Origin of the sequence: Planktothrix prolifica NIVA-CYA 540, assembly GCF_963864145.1 — a bacterium.
Classification (GTDB): domain Bacteria; phylum Cyanobacteriota; class Cyanobacteriia; order Cyanobacteriales; family Microcoleaceae; genus Planktothrix; species Planktothrix agardhii.
The window spans coordinates 4,095,076-4,112,301 of record NZ_CAWLTW010000001.1 but is presented as its reverse complement, the minus strand read 5'-3'; the positions used below and the strand labels follow the sequence as shown (position 1 = coordinate 4,112,301).

Genomic DNA, 17,226 nt, shown 5'->3' with positions numbered 1-17,226 from the left:
TCTAATCTTGGCTATAATTCAGAATGGTTGGGTTGAGTGCCATAAAACCCAACCTACGTTGGTTAAATCGGCCATTTTCCCATCCATTCTCCCCCCCGAAACCGCCAACGGGGAAATAATAACCGCATTATCACCCAAGCGGATAAATAAACCGCCAACCACACTAAACCATAATGTTTAATGAAGGTAATTAAATCAAATTCAGTTTTAGGAATATTGGGTAAACCGATATTGGCAATCAATAAAGCTAAAACTAATCCCTCCACAACTCCGGCATAAAATTGGAATATTCCGGGCCAATCATGATCCCACAAATATTTTTGTAGAAAATCATATAACACATCCCAAGCTATTCCCAATAAACCCACATAAAACACAATCCAAAAATAAACAAAATCAGACTTAACGCCTAAATATCCCCAAGAAAAAGGCAAAGAAACTAAAATTCCCACCGTTGCTAATAGAAAAATTCGTGTTTGCCAGCGTCCGAATAAAGTTGGAGTCATGATAATTAATATAGTAGGGAACAGGGAACAGGGAACAGGGAACAGGAAACACCGCAGGAAAAGAGTTCAAGGAGCGATATTCAGGGCCCATTTTAGCCATTGCCAGAGAGAATAAATCCCATCAATATAGCGAATTCGAGGCGCTCTGGCTTTAACCAAAGATTCCACAGACCGATGGGCAGCATATTGTAACCCTAAAAACGTATCCACTGGCGCATAAGGCCCCCCTAAAGTGATAATTCCGGCTGCATAAACGCGAGAATTTTGATTCCGCAATTTTTGAATTTCAAAATTATTTTCAACATGGAAGCGTCCCTGGGGGTTAAGGTTTAAGTCATAATGATCAATTAAATCTTTCAAAAGAGGACTTTCTAAGGGGTCTGAAACCAACCCCGTACAGTCTATTACAAAATCGGCTACAACGGTTTTTTCTCCTTGGTTAGTGACTAAATAGGTAACAACTTTACCCTGATTATTGCGTTCTAATTTTTTCACTAAACCATAAGGAGTGTCATACCATTTTTGGGATTTTCCTTGCTTAACAATGCGTCGCCATTTCTTCCGACTAGCTGTTGTTGTTCCACCCCAAGCCTGCAATAATTCCCGTCGTAGTAAGGGATCTGCCGCCTCTAACATAGCCCGCATATCACCGCCCCAAGTCCCTTTCGGCCAGTTAAAAGGTTGAAATTCCCAATCATTATCAACCTGGCGTTGGGCTGACTCAAATCGGTTGCCCTTGCGAGGTTCTCGGTTTAAATGAATTACTTTAATATTAGACTGGATTTTATGGGCTTCATACAACCGTTCAAATATTTGTGATGCCACAATTCCCGATCCTCGAATCACAACCGTACCGCCATATTTTTCTAACTTCTGATAAATATAATCATGGGATTCATAACCTTGAACCACTGTTTTTTGCTTTCCAGATTCTTCAGGATATTCTCGACGATATTGTTCCAGATCAGTCAACAGTTTAATAGCCGGATAACCCGTACTGAGATGAACATATTTAGCCAACAAAAATTGGTAATTATCCTGACCCGATGACGAGCCACAATAGGCAATACAATAGCGACCATCTTCTGTTTTCCGAATGCTGCGAATACTACCATATTCAAGCATTTTATCCCAACTAATGCGATCGCCTTCTCGATCCATTGAATCAAATACATCTTCAGCACGAGGAGTATAGGTATCTGCATAAATAGGTTCGGCAAAAATCTGCCACAAAAATCCTAACGCTGCACCAGCTTGTCCAGAAAAAAAGGCTTTCCAGGCATCTCTTAGGGCGTATCCCGGCCATCCCCAAATATTATCAGGACAGGAATCCGACCCAGAACGAATCCGTTTATATCGAGGAATTTGGCAATTGCGAAGTAAGGTTTCATAGCGTTTATAAGGCTTATCTTGAATGCTCAAAACCTTAATATTTTCTGGTTTAACTCCAGCAATTCTCAGCATATCAACCCAGACAAAACTGCCCATTCCTCCCCCACAAGCAACATATTCTGTTTCCCGGCATGGAATTCGACTATTACTAATTTTATCAACGGAAACCCGTTCTTCATTCCAAAAATCGAGAGTATAAGGAAAACTGGGGGGTTGACCCGATGCAGCAGGGCTGGTTTGCGGTTCTAAAATACCCGTATAGGGGTTAAAGGCGATAGAAGATTGGGGACTCGCTGACTGCTGGACATTCGATGCTGAAACCACCTGAGATTGGGGATTAAAAATCGTTGAAGTGCTTTGAATTACAACGGTCGCATTGGGATCTCCAGGTGGGATGAGAATAACCGTAATCGTGTAGTTTCCGATTCTGAGTATATCTCCATTTTTTAACGGGCGTCGTTCTTTCCGCAGCTTTTCATCGTTGAGTTCAGTGCCATTGGCACTTTTGTCCTCAAGATAAAATACACCATTTTCTAAGGTAATCTGAGCATGAAACCGAGAAACCTGCTGAGTAGAATCTAATAAAATCACAGGAGAAACCGTTTCGCCATTCAGGTTGGCTGGAAGTTGACTGAGATCTCGTCCTATCCCCACAGGTAGGTTGAAAACCTGCTCTTCCTGCTCCCCTGTAACCGTGTTTTCCGAAATGAGTTTGATTTGCATAAAGTTTGATCCTCCTATCTACACCGCTCACGTCTGATTATTTTACTGTGAAATTTCTGATTTCTGAACCAATTTGAGATCAGTTCATTTCTGAATCATTAATTGATAGCCTTGATGGATGATTTTTACAGACTCAGAGATAGTTTCAAGAAACTGATCAATTCCTTTACGAGTATCTTCTTCTGGATGTTCAGGATCTCGATATTCATAATCATCAAAAATTATAATTCCCCCCGGTTTTAGCAAATTCCAAGATAGTAAAGCATCCTGTAATACCACTGAGGCTAAATGACAGCCATCAATATAAACAAAATTGTAGGTATTAGGAGTAAGAGTTGATAATATTTCTTGGGAATACCCTTCTAATTTGGTTACTTTTTCAGCTACTCCGGTTTTAGCAATATTCCCATCAAATTCTGGCTTAAAACTTAAATCAATACAGGTTATTTTTGCCGTAGGATGGGTTAAAATATGATCCAGTAACCAACAAGCCGACATCCCTTGAAAACTACCAATTTCTAAGCCTTGAATTTCAGGAATATCCGCGAAAGAATATAATGCTTTTTCCCAGTTGGGAATATTAACACTAAACCAATCTTTGGTAAAATGATAATCTTTCTCCAGACTAGAATTCCATCCCCTTAAATGATGGGATTTTTGATGGGCTTGGATGGCGGTTTCTAATTCCCCAATTTCCGATAAAAAGTTACCTAAATGGGTATGAGCATGGGGTAAATTAGGACTTAATAGGAGGGCTTTTTGAGAAGCTGCGATCGCTTCTTCCCATTGTTTTTTATAACTATAAGCTCGACTTAAAGATAAATAGATAAATGGATTTTTATCTTCTACTTTCAGCGCATCTTGATAATAAGCGATCGCCTGATCCCATTGCTGTAATTTAAACTTAATTTCCGCAATTTGAAAATAGGGCAAATAGGCTGTGGGATTTAATTCTATAACTCTTTGATAAGAATGAATTGCAGTTTCCCACTGATTTAATTGTTTATTCGCATTTGCTAAACCCATATAGGAAGGAAACTGTTGATTATTCCTTTCAACAGCTTGACTATAAAATTGAGCCGCATTCTCCCACTGTTGGAGTTGAAAATAAACTTCCCCTAAATTGTGATAGGCTTCATAAGCATTAGGGTTGGCTTGAATCGCATTTTGATAACAAAAAATTGCTGGGTTAATTTTGCGTTTTTGAAATAGTCGATTTCCCAGGTTTAAATAGTCAGTAAATGTCCCTAAACTGGGCTCTAAATGTAAGGCTTTATACCAGAGTTCCTCCCCTTCATCCTGTTGATCAATTTGGATTAAAACCTTGGCTAAATTTAGATAAATTACCGCTAAATTAGGATTACATTCAATCGCTTTTTTGTAATTAAAAATAGCCGTTTCCCAGTCCTGTTTTTGACTATAAATATCTCCTAAATTCCCATAAACTTCTGCATAATTAGGCTGTAGTTTCAGGGCTTTTTGATACCAAAATTCCGCCTGTTCAAAATCCTCTTGAACTTGCCAAATTACCCCTAAAGTTTTAGAAATGGGTGCATATTCTGGATCTAAATTAAGAGCCACTAAACAAACAGAAAGGGCTTGATCAACCTGTTGATGGGCTAAATGATAATTAGCCTGTTGATACAAATACTTAACAAAATTCTGAGGATTTAAAGATGAGTCCATGGGGTCAGTTTGAGTCAAGGGTTGAGGGTTTAGGTTAACAGTTAGAGGTTAACTATAGCAAGTCTAAATCAGTTGTACAAATAGCTAGAAATCCAAATCATCGTAGGGGCGAGGCGCGCCTCGCCCCTACGCAACGAATTTGTGTCCATTTTTTGGGGTTAATAATCTTGATTATTATGAGTGTACAATTCATTTAGACTTGCTATATCTACCTAAACCACTATCTGTTTTTTTAATTAACCTAAGCGGTGATTACTTTCCATTTGAACAGTGCTTTCTTCAGGGGAAGGAGAAGTTAATAAAGGACTATTTTGGGGTTTCAATACTGCTTGAATGGTTCTTAAAAAACGATTAGGTTTAGGCGCTTGACCATTTAATAATTGACGTTCTTTAACTTTTTTAGCCAAATTACGCATCACGGATAAATCCAATTCATCAATGAAATGATCCGCTATTCTTTCCCCCATGAATTCAATCGCTTCAGAATACTGTTCCATCAAAGATTCTACAGCTTGGGAAGCGTCCGTTGTAATCTGATCAGAAACGGGATTTTGATCAATAATAGGTGGCTGAACTTCTACCGTAGCTTGGACTCGATTTAGGCGATGATTTAAGAAACTTTGATATTCGTCAACGGTCATCCCCAAATTATAAATATGATGATGAACATGATCAATTAAGTCAACTTCCGCCGGGACAAATATATCATTTTGTTGACAAATTCCATGCAAACTCGCCCAAGTTTTGAGGGTATTAGCATCATGGAGTTGATAGCGGTCTAACAGTTGAGTGGTTGTCATATTGGTTTCAGGAGTTGGCTTAAAATCACTCATAGATTTGTCCTCATTTACAGCTATATCTGACAGTTTGTTTAACACTTTTAATTACATTTAATTTAGCATAACAAGTACCAAAAAACCAAATATTTTGATCTGATTTTCCCTGAGATGTTCAAGGATATAGCAATGAGCAGGTTATTGTTCACAACAACTTCCGTGTCTTTGTGTCTTTGTGGTTAAATTAAGTCTTACCGTTGTCAACATAGCCACAATAACTGCTATAGCATCCCGTTGAGTCAATTACCTAAAATTATCACCTCAACTTTTGTATTATCACCGATTTTGGCAAAATTGTATCCGGTTTTCTTTCCCCTTCCCATTTCCTAAAAGTTTGGATAAAATTATCCATAATCGGGATAACACCAATTTGTCGTTATTGAAATCCAACCCTTTGCTATGCCAATCTACGATTATTTCTGTCCCAGCAACAACCAAACCATAGAAGTGATGCACTCCTATACCCACGAGATTACCACCTGGGGCGAGGTTTGTCAGTTAGCTAACTGTGACCTCGGAGATACTCCTAAAGATGCTCTAGTGCGTCGGGTGGTGAGTGCGCCGATGCTATCTATTCCCACTTCTAATGCTGATTACAAAAACGCCGGATTTACGAAGTTAGTCAAACGAGACAAAGGAGTTTATGAAAATGTCACGGATTCAGATTAACTGAACTAGATTGGTGTTTAGCTTTTTCTATTTTTGGATCACCCATAAATCCCTTTAACTTCCCGTGAAAATCAGGATGTTTTAGGGATAATTTATCGGTTTGATTTGGTTCTAATCCCTGGCTTTCTGGGGTTTCATCTATTATTAATGTATCTTCGTTTTGACTTTCTGATAACAAATTTTGGGGGAACCGATGACAAATTAAACGTTCAAATTCTGAAGTAAAATGATGAATTTTTTGTCCTCGTCTTTGCCAATAAATTAAGATATGTTCCACAGAAATTGCTTTATAACGTCCCTGATATAAAGATTCTAAAATAGCAGGTAAAAACCAATCTGGATCATACTTTTTTTCCCAGTTATCTATAATTTGTTCCGGTGTCTGCTCTGCTAATTCAAAACCATAATATTTAAGCAAATCAGAGGGTTTGACCGAACTAGAAATGTTCCAAGGATCTTCGATCGGCGCTGCTGCGAGATATTTACGAGGTTCTTCATCCCTAAAAGGAAATTCTAAAGCAAACAGAAAAATCACCTCCTTGATATTATCACAATAAACTTTATACCCTAATTTTCGGTTTTAGGAGTAGAACCCAAATAGGGGTCTGGAGTTCCGATCCAGTTAAAATCACTAATTCTGAGATTAATACTCCCAATCCGACGCACTGGATTAATCCTCAAAACCACCCCATAGGTACGGCGACTATATTCTAAGGTTAATTCATTATTTAATGATAAACCATTATCCAAATTAACCGCCGATTCAATCCCCGCCCTTAACCCCCCATAAATTTGTTGAACTAACCCCATACTTAATACTCGTTGATCCACTAAACGATCAAACAAAAAGGGTGATTGTCCATCTAATACAACTTGAGTATAAAAGAGGCTAAACCCCGTATAGTCTAAAAAGTCTTTAGAAAAATGACCTAATTGTCCTTGCACCCCGACGGAGGTACTCAGATAGGATTGGGAATAATCTTGACTATATTGGGTGGTGACTCCTCTGGTAATTAATGCTAATTGTACGAAGGGAATCACAGGTCGAGGGGTATAGCGTAAACCTTCCGTAGCCGTTGCTGGTAAGCCTTCCCCCCGCCACAATAATACCGGATAAATTAAAGTTCCCAACGCCTCATAACGATCTAAAGTAACTCGATTATTCAGACGAGTGGGTTTGAGTAATTCCGGGCGATCGCTATCAGCAGTTACTGATTGATAGGAGGTTTGAAAGCTAAATGTAGCGCCTTGTTCGTTTAAACGAATCTTAGGAGAAGTCAGCACCGTCCCTAAACTACTCCAAACGGTACGATACCCCAAAGTTCCATTAAACAAACGGTTACGATAACTATATTCTCCATTCAGAGCAAACCCAGCCCCCAATTCTTGGCGGACTCGGATACTACCGCGAAGGGCTTTTTCATTCAGATCGGGGAAATTTTCTAAGGTATTTATGGATAAAAACCCACTTAATGCCGTAGTTGGGGTAATTGATCCCGAAATCTTGGCTTCTAACCCCAAGGTTTTCGGATCGAAGGGGGTGACATGATCTTGAAAAGCCCGTTGGAGTAACAATCTAGGCGCCACTTGCAGGGTCAACGGGCCCAGGGGAACAGAGGGAAGATTGCCTTGAATATAATATCCCCCAAAGTCCTTGAGATCATAACCAAAGGAAAAGGGTAGGGGTTCTTTTTGGCTTCGATCAATGACGGTACGTTCTCGAAATAGAGGGACATTAAGGGATTGATCTAGTACCAGCCTTGATTTAGTGGTGATCAGTTCATCGCGTAGGGGTGAAACTCGGTTAAATCGGGCGGTATCGGCCCTTAATTCTAGTTCCGGGGGGGAAAAGGGATCGTTGGTAAGTCGCACCTGTTGGGCTTCCCATCCCCCATCCCCAAACAGATCAATTCGTTCGGCGGCAAATCTCAAGCGATTCACACTGCCTTTTACCCCAAAGGTTTCCCCCCCTCCGACCGAGACTCCGGCGTTAAGCCCCCCATCAGCTTTGACTTTGGCTAAGGGTTGGGCGGCGGTAATTCGGTCGCTGATCGGGGCATTTAGTAGGGGAGTAACCCCTGGAGTTAGGGGGTCAACTACGGTTAAATCGGTGTCGGCGGAGGGGGTATAAACAACGCCGTTGGCTTGGTAAACTGACCCGGTACCGACAACGAAGTTATAGTCCATGCGATCGCCCCGAATCACCTGATTTCCCCGGGTTAGGGCCACATTCCCTTGGGCAATCACTTGACGGGTATTTAGGTTAACTTGGGCCTGCTCTGCATTAATTAAGGACTGGCGAAACCTCACCATCACGTTCCCTTGGGCGGTGACGATTTGCCTTTGTTGATCATATTCTTGCCGATCGGCGGTGATTTCGACTATATCTGCGGGGGTGGGAACTGGAATAACGGTCGATTCTTGGGTGGGAGTTTTAGGGGGGGTGACAACTATTCTGTTACAAGGACTCTGACAGGAATTATCGCTATTGGTAAAGGAAAAGGAGGCATCAAACCGATATTGATTCTCGGTTAAAGGTGGGGCGGTTTCTATGGTGACGGCCGACCCCAGTAGTTCTGCGGATACAGGGTCGGATGCCTGAATCTGATCTTCAGGTAAAGGATAGCTGATGGTTCTTGGGGTTTTTACCCGGGAAGATATTTGTGGTTCTAATCCGATTATCCCCGTTTCAGTGGTCTGTGGTTGGGGAAGATGACGAATCATTGGGGGCAGGTCAGGGGGTGGTAGCGGGTAGGGCATATTTGCTGTAACGGAATTTCACAGAATAGCCAGAACTCAACCCCTTTAGGGAACAGGCTAAAACAATGTCATTAGCTATCAGCCCATCGGGATGATCACTAATGACACTCCAGGTTTTTATCATATCAGGGATTTTGTTCACAGAGGTTGTCGGCATCTGGTTTTGATTTTCAAGCCCTAACTTCTGTTTGGACAACTTCCATGTTTCTCTACTCTAAGTCTCTGCGTTTCGGGTTCCGGGCTGGGTCATTCGACAGGAATCCAAACACGAATAAACTAAAGAAGAACAGAACTACGATATTAACAACGATTTTTAGGGTCAGCATTTGTGAATTTCTCCGAGGCTGCAAGAGTTTATTTATAGCTGTTATGCCGTAAGCACAACTTTACCATCATATCCCAAAATACCAACTGGTTTAAGGATTCTTTTTCTACCCCCTTGACACAAGTTCATTTTGTGTTATTATTATAATGGGGAATCTATGCTCGCCTATAAAGCCTTTTTTCGGTTTCGGCATCTGCCAGAAGGGTTAGAACAATTACGTTACAGTATTCTTCCCATTACCCATTCCCGATCACGGATTTAAGAGGATGACGCAGATTAACACAGATTAAAATCCGTGAAATCTGTGAAATCCTCCTAAATCCGTGATCCCTATTACCCCATTACTCATAATGAGTTAACCAATACCAAGTTTTAGCGATCGCCTCCTCAACTTTAACCATAACCTGATCTAACCATCCTAAAATCTTCTCTAGGGGATGTTGAATATATCCGGTTGATGTCACCTGAGCTTCTAGCCAGTCGGGGGAATCGGTCGCAGTTGCGGTTTTCTTGGATTCTATAACACAGTTTTGCGTTTTTGTCAAGGGGTTTTGAGAATTTTCAGAAATTAAACCGATATTTTCCGGGGTCGTTTTTGTGGGGAAACGGTTTAAGGAAGATTGAAGTTTCTGAAAAATCCGATTATTTTCGATAGGGTTATTTTGGGTCTTAGGTTTTTTGAGTTTGGATAAAATATTATTTGTCCGAGTATCAATAGTTGACCAGGGGTCTTCTAGGGAAGAAGATTTTGAATTGGAAATTACCCCGGAATATTCTTCGGGGATATGCTCAGAATTAATAGTATGCTGATGGTCTTTGAAGAAATAATCTATCGCCGCCAGAATTAGGGACTGAACTTTATAAAAATATTGATCAAAACCCGTTTCTAGGGAAGATGAAGATTCTGATTTTACCGATAAATGGGGATGTTTCCAGGTTTGAATTACGGTTTTTCCCAGGGTTTGACTTTGTTGGACTAAGCTATGGGTAGCTTGGGAGATGGGAATAATAGAATAATCTTCGACTTGCGCGATCGCAAAATCTAAGTTATGAATAAATTCAGGAGAAGGCTGGGGGAGAGAAACCGACTCAACAAAATTAGATTCTCCAAAACAATTAATTTTGACTGCTACAGGACTGGTTTGTACCCAACATAGGACTTGCCAAAATCCTCGAATCGCAGATACAACATTAATAGGATGGCTAAAAGGTTGTAACTGGGGTTGAAAGGGTTTGGGATGTTGTGCTGAATTTCGATAATAATAGTGATAGTCTGCGACTTCTAAACTAATCCGTTGTTGAAGTTGATATTGTTGTTCAACGGTGAGACTATCTAAAATTTGATTATCTTTTTGAACTAATACTAAGGTTTGGGAATCAATTTTACTAGCTACCCCTTGAATTTCTCCTGCTGCGGGTTGGGAAATTATCGAATTTTCAAAGCCTCCCGTGTACGGGGGGTTTGGGGGAGCGGTTTCGGTGGTAACGGTATTTAGAATATGAATAATAGGAGTATCAACATTAGGAGGTTGGGACTTGACCTCAGAATTGAGTTGGGGTAAATGCTGTTTAATTGCCGTCCCTAATTTTTGGGTAGTGACTCGAACGGTTTGCAGGATAAAATAAACTGGGTATAGTGCTGTTTGCAGGGTAATCTCGGTGGCGAACTTAAAATAGCGCCAACTGCGACTGCCCTCATCGGTAAATTTCTGTGCCGTCTGAGAGATAAAATTAAAGAATCGACTTTTGTATGGCCCGGATTCAGCAACAGACATGGTTACACCAAGTTTGATCTATATTCTCCCCTATTAACTATAACATTGACATACTCCCCACGCATAAATGCGGGGGATTCTTGTTCATGGTTCACAGAAATCCACTTGCTATCTCTGGTTTCCCATCAATAGTAGAGGCGGTCTTCTCCCCATGCTTTCCCGATTGCTCGGCAGATCCCTTTTGCCCAAAGGTACTGTTTTGGCACCTTATTCCCAGAATTCCCATGCCTTTTTTAAGAATATTAATTGCCGCATTTGTATCACGACAAATCTCTATTCCACAATTAGCACAGGAATGGGTTCTGGTACTCAATGACTTTTTCGCCCGATAACCGCAACTAGAACAATCTTGAGAAGTATAGTTAGGCGAAACAGCCACAACTGCCTTATCCCATATTTTTCCGTAGTAGTCTAACCATTGGGTGAATTGATACCAACTAGCATCGGAAATCGACTTAGCCAAGTGATGATTCTTGACCATGTTCGACACCTTTAAATCTTCATAGACAATCACATCGTTAGAGTGAACTACGCACCGAGCTTGCTTAATCGCCCAGTCTTTACGCTGTCTTTGAATCTTTAGGTGGATTTTACCCAGTCTTTTCCGAGCTTTATGATAATTATTAGATTGGGGTTTTGCCCCTTTCACAAACTTTTTACTTAATTGTTTTTGAGCTTTTTTTAACTTCCGCTCAGATTTTCTTAGGAATTGGGGATATACTACAGCATTGTCATTTTGATCTTTAAAGAAATACTTTAATCCCAGATCTAAACCGACAACATTGCCAGTGTATTCAAATTGCTCTTGGCGGTCAGTATCAAAGCAGAATTGAGCGTAATACCCATCTGCTCTTTTGACCACGCGAACACGATTAATTTTTAATCGAAATAGGTCTTCCCTTGTTTCTTTGTTGCAATAAATAGACAAAGTTCCGATCTCAAAACCATCGGTGAAAGCAATATTCATGCAGTCATTAGATAGTTTCCATCCCGAAACTTTATATTCTACAGAGCGACAATGTTTTTTGAATTTAGGATAGCCTTTTTTCTTTTCTTTCTTTCTACAACGACTGTAGAAACTAGAAATAGAAGCATAAGCTCTTTCTGCACTAGCTTGACGTGCCGCCGAATTTAACTTTTTGGCAAAAGGAAATAATGCGGCTAAATCTTTGCATAGCGCATACAAACCAGCCTTACCTATTCCTTGATTATCCATCCAGTACCGAACACATTTGTTTCTGATAAATTGTGCGGTACGAATGGCTTCATCAAGAGCTAGGTATTGCTCCTTGGTTCCGTGCAGTAGTTTGGCTTCTCTAACTATCATGATTCTATTTTATCATAAGGTATTGCAGATAAAGCTATTTTTGTGACAAACTTCTTCAAGGTGGCTAAAGGCTCTCCTGAGCGTAGTCGAAGGGCCACCACCGTGTTCATCCCCACGCCTAAAGTCGGGGGCTTTCCACTCGCTTTTTGGTAAATGTCTTTTTCTACCCCTACCCTGCAATTAAAGATTTCGGAAGTTGCTCAACGGTTACGTCTGTTGACTCAAATTAATCTGCAACTCCATTGGCAAATTATCAACCCTGGGGAGTCTGATCACCCAGTTGAAATCAATGAAAAAGGACATATTCCTTGGGCGGCGGGAAAACAGGTTTTGAAATTAAGACAAAAAATTATAGTTCCCAGGGAGTTACAGGGTTATCCGTTAACAGGTTTAACTTTAAGATTAGTCTTAAGTTGGTGGGCACAGGATGCTCAAATCTATATTAATAACCAGTTTGTACAAGCCGGAGACTTGTTTGATAGTTATACCCGCATTCTATTAAGTTCGTCGGTACAGCCTGGGGATGAATTTGAAATAGAGTTATCTTTAATTAGTCCGGGACACGACCCCGGGGCAGTGGTTAGTTCTTTCTGTTGGTATGAGGTTTCGGACGCCTCCAAAATTGATCCTAGTTTCTTAGCTGACGAGTTAGAAATTTTAGGACTATTTTTAGCATCGGAAAATCACCAACCCGACCTAGAAACCGACTTAACTTCCCTAGGGAAGATTTTAGATATCATTTCTGGCTATATCCTCCCAAAAGTCCCCCGTACACGGGGGGTTTGGGGGGACAAAATCTAACTGAATTTGAAAATAGCCTGACCCAAGTTCGTCAGATATTAAAATCAGTTATCCCTAAATTAGACTCCTACAAAATTTCCCTACTCGGTCACGCCCATTTAGACTTAGCTTGGCTATGGCCGATAACAGAAACCTGGATAGTCGCGCAAAAAACCTTTGAGTCAGTTTTGCAATTACAAACAGACTTTCCAGAATTAATCTTCTGTCATTCCTCCCCTATTCTTTATGAATGGATAGAAAAACATCGTCCCGATTTATTTAGTCAAATTCAAGATAATATTGCAAAAGGAATCTGGGAAATCGCCGCCGGACTCTGGGTAGAACCGGAATTGAATATTATTAATGGAGAATCTATCGTCCGTCAGGTATTATACGGACAGCGATATGTTTTAGAAAAAATGGGTCAACTTTCCACCGTGGCGTGGCTACCCGATACCTTTGGTTTTTGTTGGCAATTACCCCAAATTTTCCAACAGGGCGGTATTGATTATTTTATTACCCAAAAACTGCGTTGGAATGATACAACTAAATTTCCCTACGGGTTGTTTGAATGGCAAGGGTTAGATGGGACTAAAATTATTAGTTTCATGACCGCTTTAATTGGAGAACGGGTTGACCCGGTGAAAATGTTTAAATATGCTCTGGAATGGAAAAACCAAACGGGATTAAATCAGAGTTTATGGTTGCCCGGAGTCGGAGATCATGGGGGAGGGCCGACCCGTGATATGTTAGAAATAACTAGACGCTGGAATCAATCTGCTATTTTTCCAGAGTTTAAGTTTCAAAAGGTCACAGACTATTTAACAGAAGTCCTAAATAATACCCCCGCACCCCTTCCGATCTGGCAGGATGAATTATATTTAGAATTTCATCGCGGTTGCTATACTACCCACGCAGATCAAAAACGGTTTAATCGTCGGGGGGAAACCCTATTATATGAAGCAGAACTATTTGCAACTATAGCTACCCTTTACTCCGGTTCTATTTATCCCCAAAAGTCAATAGAAATAGCTTGGAAGCAAATTTTGTTAAACCAATTTCACGATATCCTACCCGGAACTTCCATTACTGAAGTCTACCAGCAGGCAAATCAAGACTGGGAAAGTGCTATCAAAACCGCCGAGGAAATTCTCCAACAGTCCTTCGATGCCATTGTTGCGTCTATTTCTGTTAACTTCCCCTCCCAACCTGACGCGCAACGAATTTTTATCTTTAACTCCCTGAACTGGTCACGGTCGGAAGTTGTGGCTGTGCCTATTCCTAATTCCGATAGCTGTTGGCAAATTTATGACCATCAGGGAATACCCCAAACCGCCCAAACACGGGGGGAAAGGTCGGAAAAACCGCAACTGCTATTCCTGGCAAAAAATGTTCCGAGTCTAGGATATCAGGTGTATTGGTTGGGGCGCAAACAGGCTGAAACCCTTGAAATCTCGCAGAAATACCCCTATATGGGCAAACCTATTCCTAATTATACTGAAAGTATAGCAGAAAAAAACGAGGTTGTCAAATATTATCAGTTAGAACCTAAAAATATTAGCTTTGAAAATGATATTTTGCGGGTAATTGTAGATACGGAAACCGGAAATTTAGAACAGGTTTTCGACTTAATTAATCAAAGAAATATCCTCCAACTAGGACAGGGAAATCAATTACAAGTCTTTGCAGATTCAGGACAATATTGGGATGGGTGGAATATCAACCCCAATTATCAAGAATATCCCTTAGATTTACCGCAATTAGAATCAATTGAATGGATAGAATCAGGGCCGATAGTTTGGCGACTGAGAATTATTAAACGGTTAAATCAATCAGAGTTTTGCCAAGATTATATTTTAGAACAAGGTTCACCCCAATTAAAAATAGAAACCACCGTCAATTGGCAAGAACGTCATACTTTAATTAAAGTTGCTTTTCCCCTAACTATTACGGCGGATTTTGCTAGTTATGAAATACCCTGTGGTGTAATTCAACGACCTACTAACCCCAAAAACCCCCCAAGCCCCCCGCCCCCCCTGCCCCCCGTGTACGGGGGGTTTCCGGAGGGGAAAGCGAAATGGGAAGTTCCGGCAATTCATTGGGCAGATATTAGTACACCTGATTATGGAATTAGTATATTAAATGATAGTAAATATGGTTATGATGCTCAACCCGATCAACTGCGGTTAACATTATTAAGAGGTTCAACCTGGCCCGACCCAGACGCCGATTTAGGATGGCATCAATTTAGTTATGCAGTTTATCCCCATGGGGGAGATTGGAAACAAGCAAAAACTGTTCAACAAGGCTATGAATTCAATCGTCCGTTACAGGTTAAAGTCTATCCTCCCCGACCCTCAACCGCTAATTTAGAATCATCGAGTTGCCAGAGTTTCCTAGAGTTGGGTTCTGAACATTTAATTTTAATGGCATTCAAACAGTCAGAAACCCAGTCCGAACAATGGATATTAAGATGTTATGAATGTCAGGGAGAAGAAACTATGTTAGAATTAAAGAATAATCTGGGATTAACTATAGACTATTCTGTAAATATATTAGAACAACCCCAGGAAACAACTGTTTCTATATCCGCTTGGAAAATAGTTAGTTTTGCTCTAACTTCTAGGGAGAGCTAGATATAATATAGCAATCCTAAATAGGTTGTAATATTTTAATAGGGAACAGGGAATAGGGAATAGGGAATAGGGAATAGGGAATAGGGAATAGGGAACAGGGAATGATTGTTTCTTAGATGTCTTGAGTTTGGATTCTGATCAAATTGCGGAGCCAGATTTGAAAGGGAACATGATCAGAATGCTTAGACCAAATTTGCATATAGTTATACTTACCCAAATCAATTGGGGGGTCAAATATGGTGATATTAGCAATATTCGCAAATATCAAAGCAATCCGACGGGGTAAAGTCAAAATCATATCGGTTTGACCAACAATTAGAGCCGCAGATAAGAAATGGGGTAACTTTAACCTGACTCGACGTTCGACTCCCAATTCTTCTAAAATGTGATCAACATGACTTTTAGATGATTTCTTAATTGAGTTAATTGGTAAGCCTGTAACCGTAATTAAAGCGTGGGGCCAAGCAATATAGGATTCCAGAGTAATACCTTGTTTAATAATAGGATGCTCTAGCCTGACGATCGAAACAAAATCCTCCGTAAATAAATTTTCATATCCAAATTCATTAGTTTCATCTAAATTTGCTATCCCCAAACCGAGATCAAGCTCTCCACTTTTGATCCGATCCAAAGTTTCAGGATGCCAGTCATAACATTCGATATCAATATAAGGATTCTTCAAAGAAAGTTCTCTTAAAACCGATACAGGTAAAGGTTTTGTTAGCATTGACGGGCAGGAAGTAGGTTATAGCGTGACAGGGACTTACAAAGTTAACAATGATGGCACATTTTCTCTGGATGCTACCCAGTCTTATGAAGATGGAAGAACATCTCAACCATACAAACAGTTTGGTGTCGTGATTCGCGGTGGTAATGAAATCCTTGTCATCCAAACAACTGATGGTAAAAACCAAAGCGGAAAATATCAGAGCCAGACTGATTACTAAGAGAAATAAAGAGAATTTTTAAGTCAAAAGCTTAAATTGATCCTCACCTCCGTCAAGCTTAAACTTGCTTTGACGGAGGTTTCTCAATTCACAGGAACCTGATTTTGTATCCAAACACTAAGAATTTAGATTAACAAATTTAAGTCTATTTGTTGCATATCTATTTGCTGCATACCTATAATTAAAAATATTCATGTAGCCAAGATACAAATTTCCAAATTTCATAGTAAAATTCCGAAGCACAGGTAAAAGTTGTTTGAATTAAAAAAACACAACTTTTTTGGGAATAATGAATATAGATGAAACTGATGTTGATAAAAATAGAGGATTTTTGGTTCTCTAAAAACAACATTTTGTGCTTTCAGCTACATTTCCATCGTCAACCCAAAATATCCCAAAAAACCGAAACTTACTTAGCATAGGGTGAATTTTAACCAATGTCAGACATTACTAATGTTTTAGCGATCGCCGCCGGGGCAGTTCCTGGGGCGCTATCTCGGTATCAAATTACCGAATGGACGAAAGCTAAATTAGGGCCAAAATTTCCCTACGGAACATTTATTATTAATTTAACTGGATGTTTGGCTATGGGTTTCTTCTTCACTATTTCCAAAGGAATTACAGGCTATCCCAAAGAGTTAGATTTACTGATTAGAACTGGATTTTTAGGTTCTTATACCACATTTTCAACCTATGGTTTTGACACCCTAAGTTTATGGCGGAATAAAGAAACCTTTCTCACAGCTTTTTATTGGGCTGGGAGTGCAATTTTAGGACTAGGAGCAGTGATGATAGGTGTTGCGATCGCCAATGCTGTTGTCCCCCCTTCATCATAAAAAACAGTTGAGATGTAGCTGACAAAAA

Annotated in this window: 15 protein-coding genes; 5 read left to right on the top strand and 10 right to left on the bottom strand. The window is 40.1% G+C overall.

Translation table 11 applies throughout. The annotated features are described in order from the left end of the window. Nucleotides 1-62 precede the first annotated feature (62 nt). The 4 genes from AC559H_RS18070 to AC559H_RS18055 form a co-directional block, all read right to left on the bottom strand. A complete protein-coding gene (locus AC559H_RS18070; RefSeq protein ID WP_026795381.1) occupies nt 63-506 on the bottom strand; it encodes a hypothetical protein in 444 nt (147 codons plus the stop codon). 66 nt (nt 507-572) lie between these two features. Beyond that, nucleotides 573-2,621 carry an FHA domain-containing protein gene (locus tag AC559H_RS18065; RefSeq protein WP_026795382.1) on the bottom strand — a complete coding sequence of 683 codons (2,049 nt, stop codon included), beginning with the start codon at nt 2,619-2,621 and terminating at the stop codon, nt 573-575. 84 nt (nt 2,622-2,705) lie between these two features. Further along, a complete protein-coding gene (locus AC559H_RS18060; RefSeq protein ID WP_148292257.1) occupies nt 2,706-4,325 on the bottom strand; it encodes a tetratricopeptide repeat protein in 1,620 nt (539 codons plus the stop codon). A 218-nt stretch (nt 4,326-4,543) separates the two neighbouring features. Next, nucleotides 4,544-5,140, bottom strand: a complete 597-nt coding sequence (locus AC559H_RS18055) for a hypothetical protein (RefSeq protein ID WP_026795384.1) — start codon at nt 5,138-5,140, stop codon at nt 4,544-4,546. 402 nt (nt 5,141-5,542) lie between these two features. Between AC559H_RS18055 and AC559H_RS18050 the strand changes: the two genes are divergently transcribed. Further along, a complete protein-coding gene (locus AC559H_RS18050) occupies nt 5,543-5,812 on the top strand; it encodes an FmdB family zinc ribbon protein (protein WP_026795385.1) in 270 nt (89 codons plus the stop codon). Here AC559H_RS18050 and AC559H_RS18045 read toward each other — a convergent pair. The 5 genes from AC559H_RS18045 to AC559H_RS18025 all read right to left on the bottom strand — a co-directional run bounded on the left by AC559H_RS18045 (nt 5,796) and on the right by AC559H_RS18025 (nt 11,999). Beyond that, the gene (locus AC559H_RS18045) at nt 5,796-6,347 is read right to left on the bottom strand and encodes a hypothetical protein (protein ID WP_051319862.1); all 552 of its coding nucleotides are present in this window, start codon (nt 6,345-6,347) and stop codon (nt 5,796-5,798) included. The two genes, AC559H_RS18050 and AC559H_RS18045, sit on opposite strands and share 17 nt — an antisense overlap. 32 nt (nt 6,348-6,379) lie before the next feature. Next, nucleotides 6,380-8,536, bottom strand: coding sequence for a DUF3769 domain-containing protein (locus AC559H_RS18040; RefSeq protein ID WP_237746369.1), 2,157 nt, complete (start codon nt 8,534-8,536; stop codon nt 6,380-6,382). Between the two features lie 245 nt (nt 8,537-8,781). Further along, nucleotides 8,782-8,898, bottom strand: a complete 117-nt coding sequence (locus AC559H_RS18035; protein ID WP_071782591.1) for a photosystem II reaction center protein I — start codon at nt 8,896-8,898, stop codon at nt 8,782-8,784. Nucleotides 8,899-9,238: 340 nt separating this feature from the next. Further along, nucleotides 9,239-10,672: a hypothetical protein gene (locus AC559H_RS18030; protein ID WP_026795386.1), complete on the bottom strand. Its 1,434-nt coding sequence runs from the start codon at nt 10,670-10,672 to the stop codon at nt 9,239-9,241. A gap of 91 nt (nt 10,673-10,763) precedes the next feature. Continuing rightward, entirely contained in the window at nt 10,764-11,999 is a 1,236-nt protein-coding gene (locus AC559H_RS18025) for an RNA-guided endonuclease InsQ/TnpB family protein (RefSeq protein WP_026795387.1), read from the bottom strand. Between the two features lie 153 nt (nt 12,000-12,152). Here AC559H_RS18025 and AC559H_RS18020 point away from each other — a divergent pair, with 153 nt between their 5' ends. Further along, nucleotides 12,153-12,800 carry a hypothetical protein gene (locus AC559H_RS18020; RefSeq protein ID WP_052349348.1) on the top strand — a complete coding sequence of 216 codons (648 nt, stop codon included), beginning with the start codon at nt 12,153-12,155 and terminating at the stop codon, nt 12,798-12,800. Continuing rightward, on the top strand, nt 12,782-15,415 hold the full coding sequence (locus tag AC559H_RS18015; RefSeq protein ID WP_052349349.1) for an alpha-mannosidase: 2,634 nt from the start codon (nt 12,782-12,784) through the stop codon (nt 15,413-15,415). Before AC559H_RS18020 ends, AC559H_RS18015 begins: the two co-directional genes overlap by 19 nt. Before the next feature lie 112 nt (nt 15,416-15,527). On the opposite strand, the gene AC559H_RS18010 is transcribed toward AC559H_RS18015, so the two are convergent. Further along, nucleotides 15,528-16,142 (bottom strand): LysR substrate-binding domain-containing protein, encoded by a 615-nt coding sequence (locus AC559H_RS18010; protein WP_027255188.1) that lies wholly within the window; start codon nt 16,140-16,142, stop codon nt 15,528-15,530. Between the two features lie 25 nt (nt 16,143-16,167). On the opposite strand from AC559H_RS18010, the gene AC559H_RS18005 reads away from it, so the two are divergent. Both AC559H_RS18005 and crcB read left to right on the top strand, forming a co-directional pair. Continuing rightward, entirely contained in the window at nt 16,168-16,362 is a 195-nt protein-coding gene (locus AC559H_RS18005; protein ID WP_026795388.1) for a hypothetical protein, read from the top strand. A 437-nt stretch (nt 16,363-16,799) separates the two neighbouring features. Further along, nucleotides 16,800-17,198 carry a fluoride efflux transporter CrcB gene (gene crcB / locus AC559H_RS18000; protein ID WP_026795389.1) on the top strand — a complete coding sequence of 133 codons (399 nt, stop codon included), beginning with the start codon at nt 16,800-16,802 and terminating at the stop codon, nt 17,196-17,198. Nucleotides 17,199-17,226: the final 28 nt, after the last annotated feature.

What these genes read in the sequence shown, in the direction of transcription:
- AC559H_RS18035 (WP_071782591.1), bottom strand. Translation starts at nt 8,898, where the DNA reads ATGCTGACCCTAAAAATCGTTGTTAATATCGTAGTTCTGTTCTTCTTT.
- crcB (WP_026795389.1), top strand. Translation starts at nt 16,800, where the DNA reads ATGTCAGACATTACTAATGTTTTAGCGATCGCCGCCGGGGCAGTTCCT.
- AC559H_RS18010 (WP_027255188.1), bottom strand. Translation starts at nt 16,142, where the DNA reads ATGCTAACAAAACCTTTACCTGTATCGGTTTTAAGAGAACTTTCTTTG.
- AC559H_RS18070 (WP_026795381.1), bottom strand. Translation starts at nt 506, where the DNA reads ATGACTCCAACTTTATTCGGACGCTGGCAAACACGAATTTTTCTATTA.
- AC559H_RS18055 (WP_026795384.1), bottom strand. Translation starts at nt 5,140, where the DNA reads ATGAGTGATTTTAAGCCAACTCCTGAAACCAATATGACAACCACTCAA.
- AC559H_RS18050 (WP_026795385.1), top strand. Translation starts at nt 5,543, where the DNA reads ATGCCAATCTACGATTATTTCTGTCCCAGCAACAACCAAACCATAGAA.
- AC559H_RS18025 (WP_026795387.1), bottom strand. Translation starts at nt 11,999, where the DNA reads ATGATAGTTAGAGAAGCCAAACTACTGCACGGAACCAAGGAGCAATAC.
- AC559H_RS18020 (WP_052349348.1), top strand. Translation starts at nt 12,153, where the DNA reads ATGTCTTTTTCTACCCCTACCCTGCAATTAAAGATTTCGGAAGTTGCT.
- AC559H_RS18065 (WP_026795382.1), bottom strand. Translation starts at nt 2,621, where the DNA reads ATGCAAATCAAACTCATTTCGGAAAACACGGTTACAGGGGAGCAGGAA.
- AC559H_RS18030 (WP_026795386.1), bottom strand. Translation starts at nt 10,672, where the DNA reads ATGTCTGTTGCTGAATCCGGGCCATACAAAAGTCGATTCTTTAATTTT.
- AC559H_RS18040 (WP_237746369.1), bottom strand. Translation starts at nt 8,536, where the DNA reads ATGATTCGTCATCTTCCCCAACCACAGACCACTGAAACGGGGATAATC.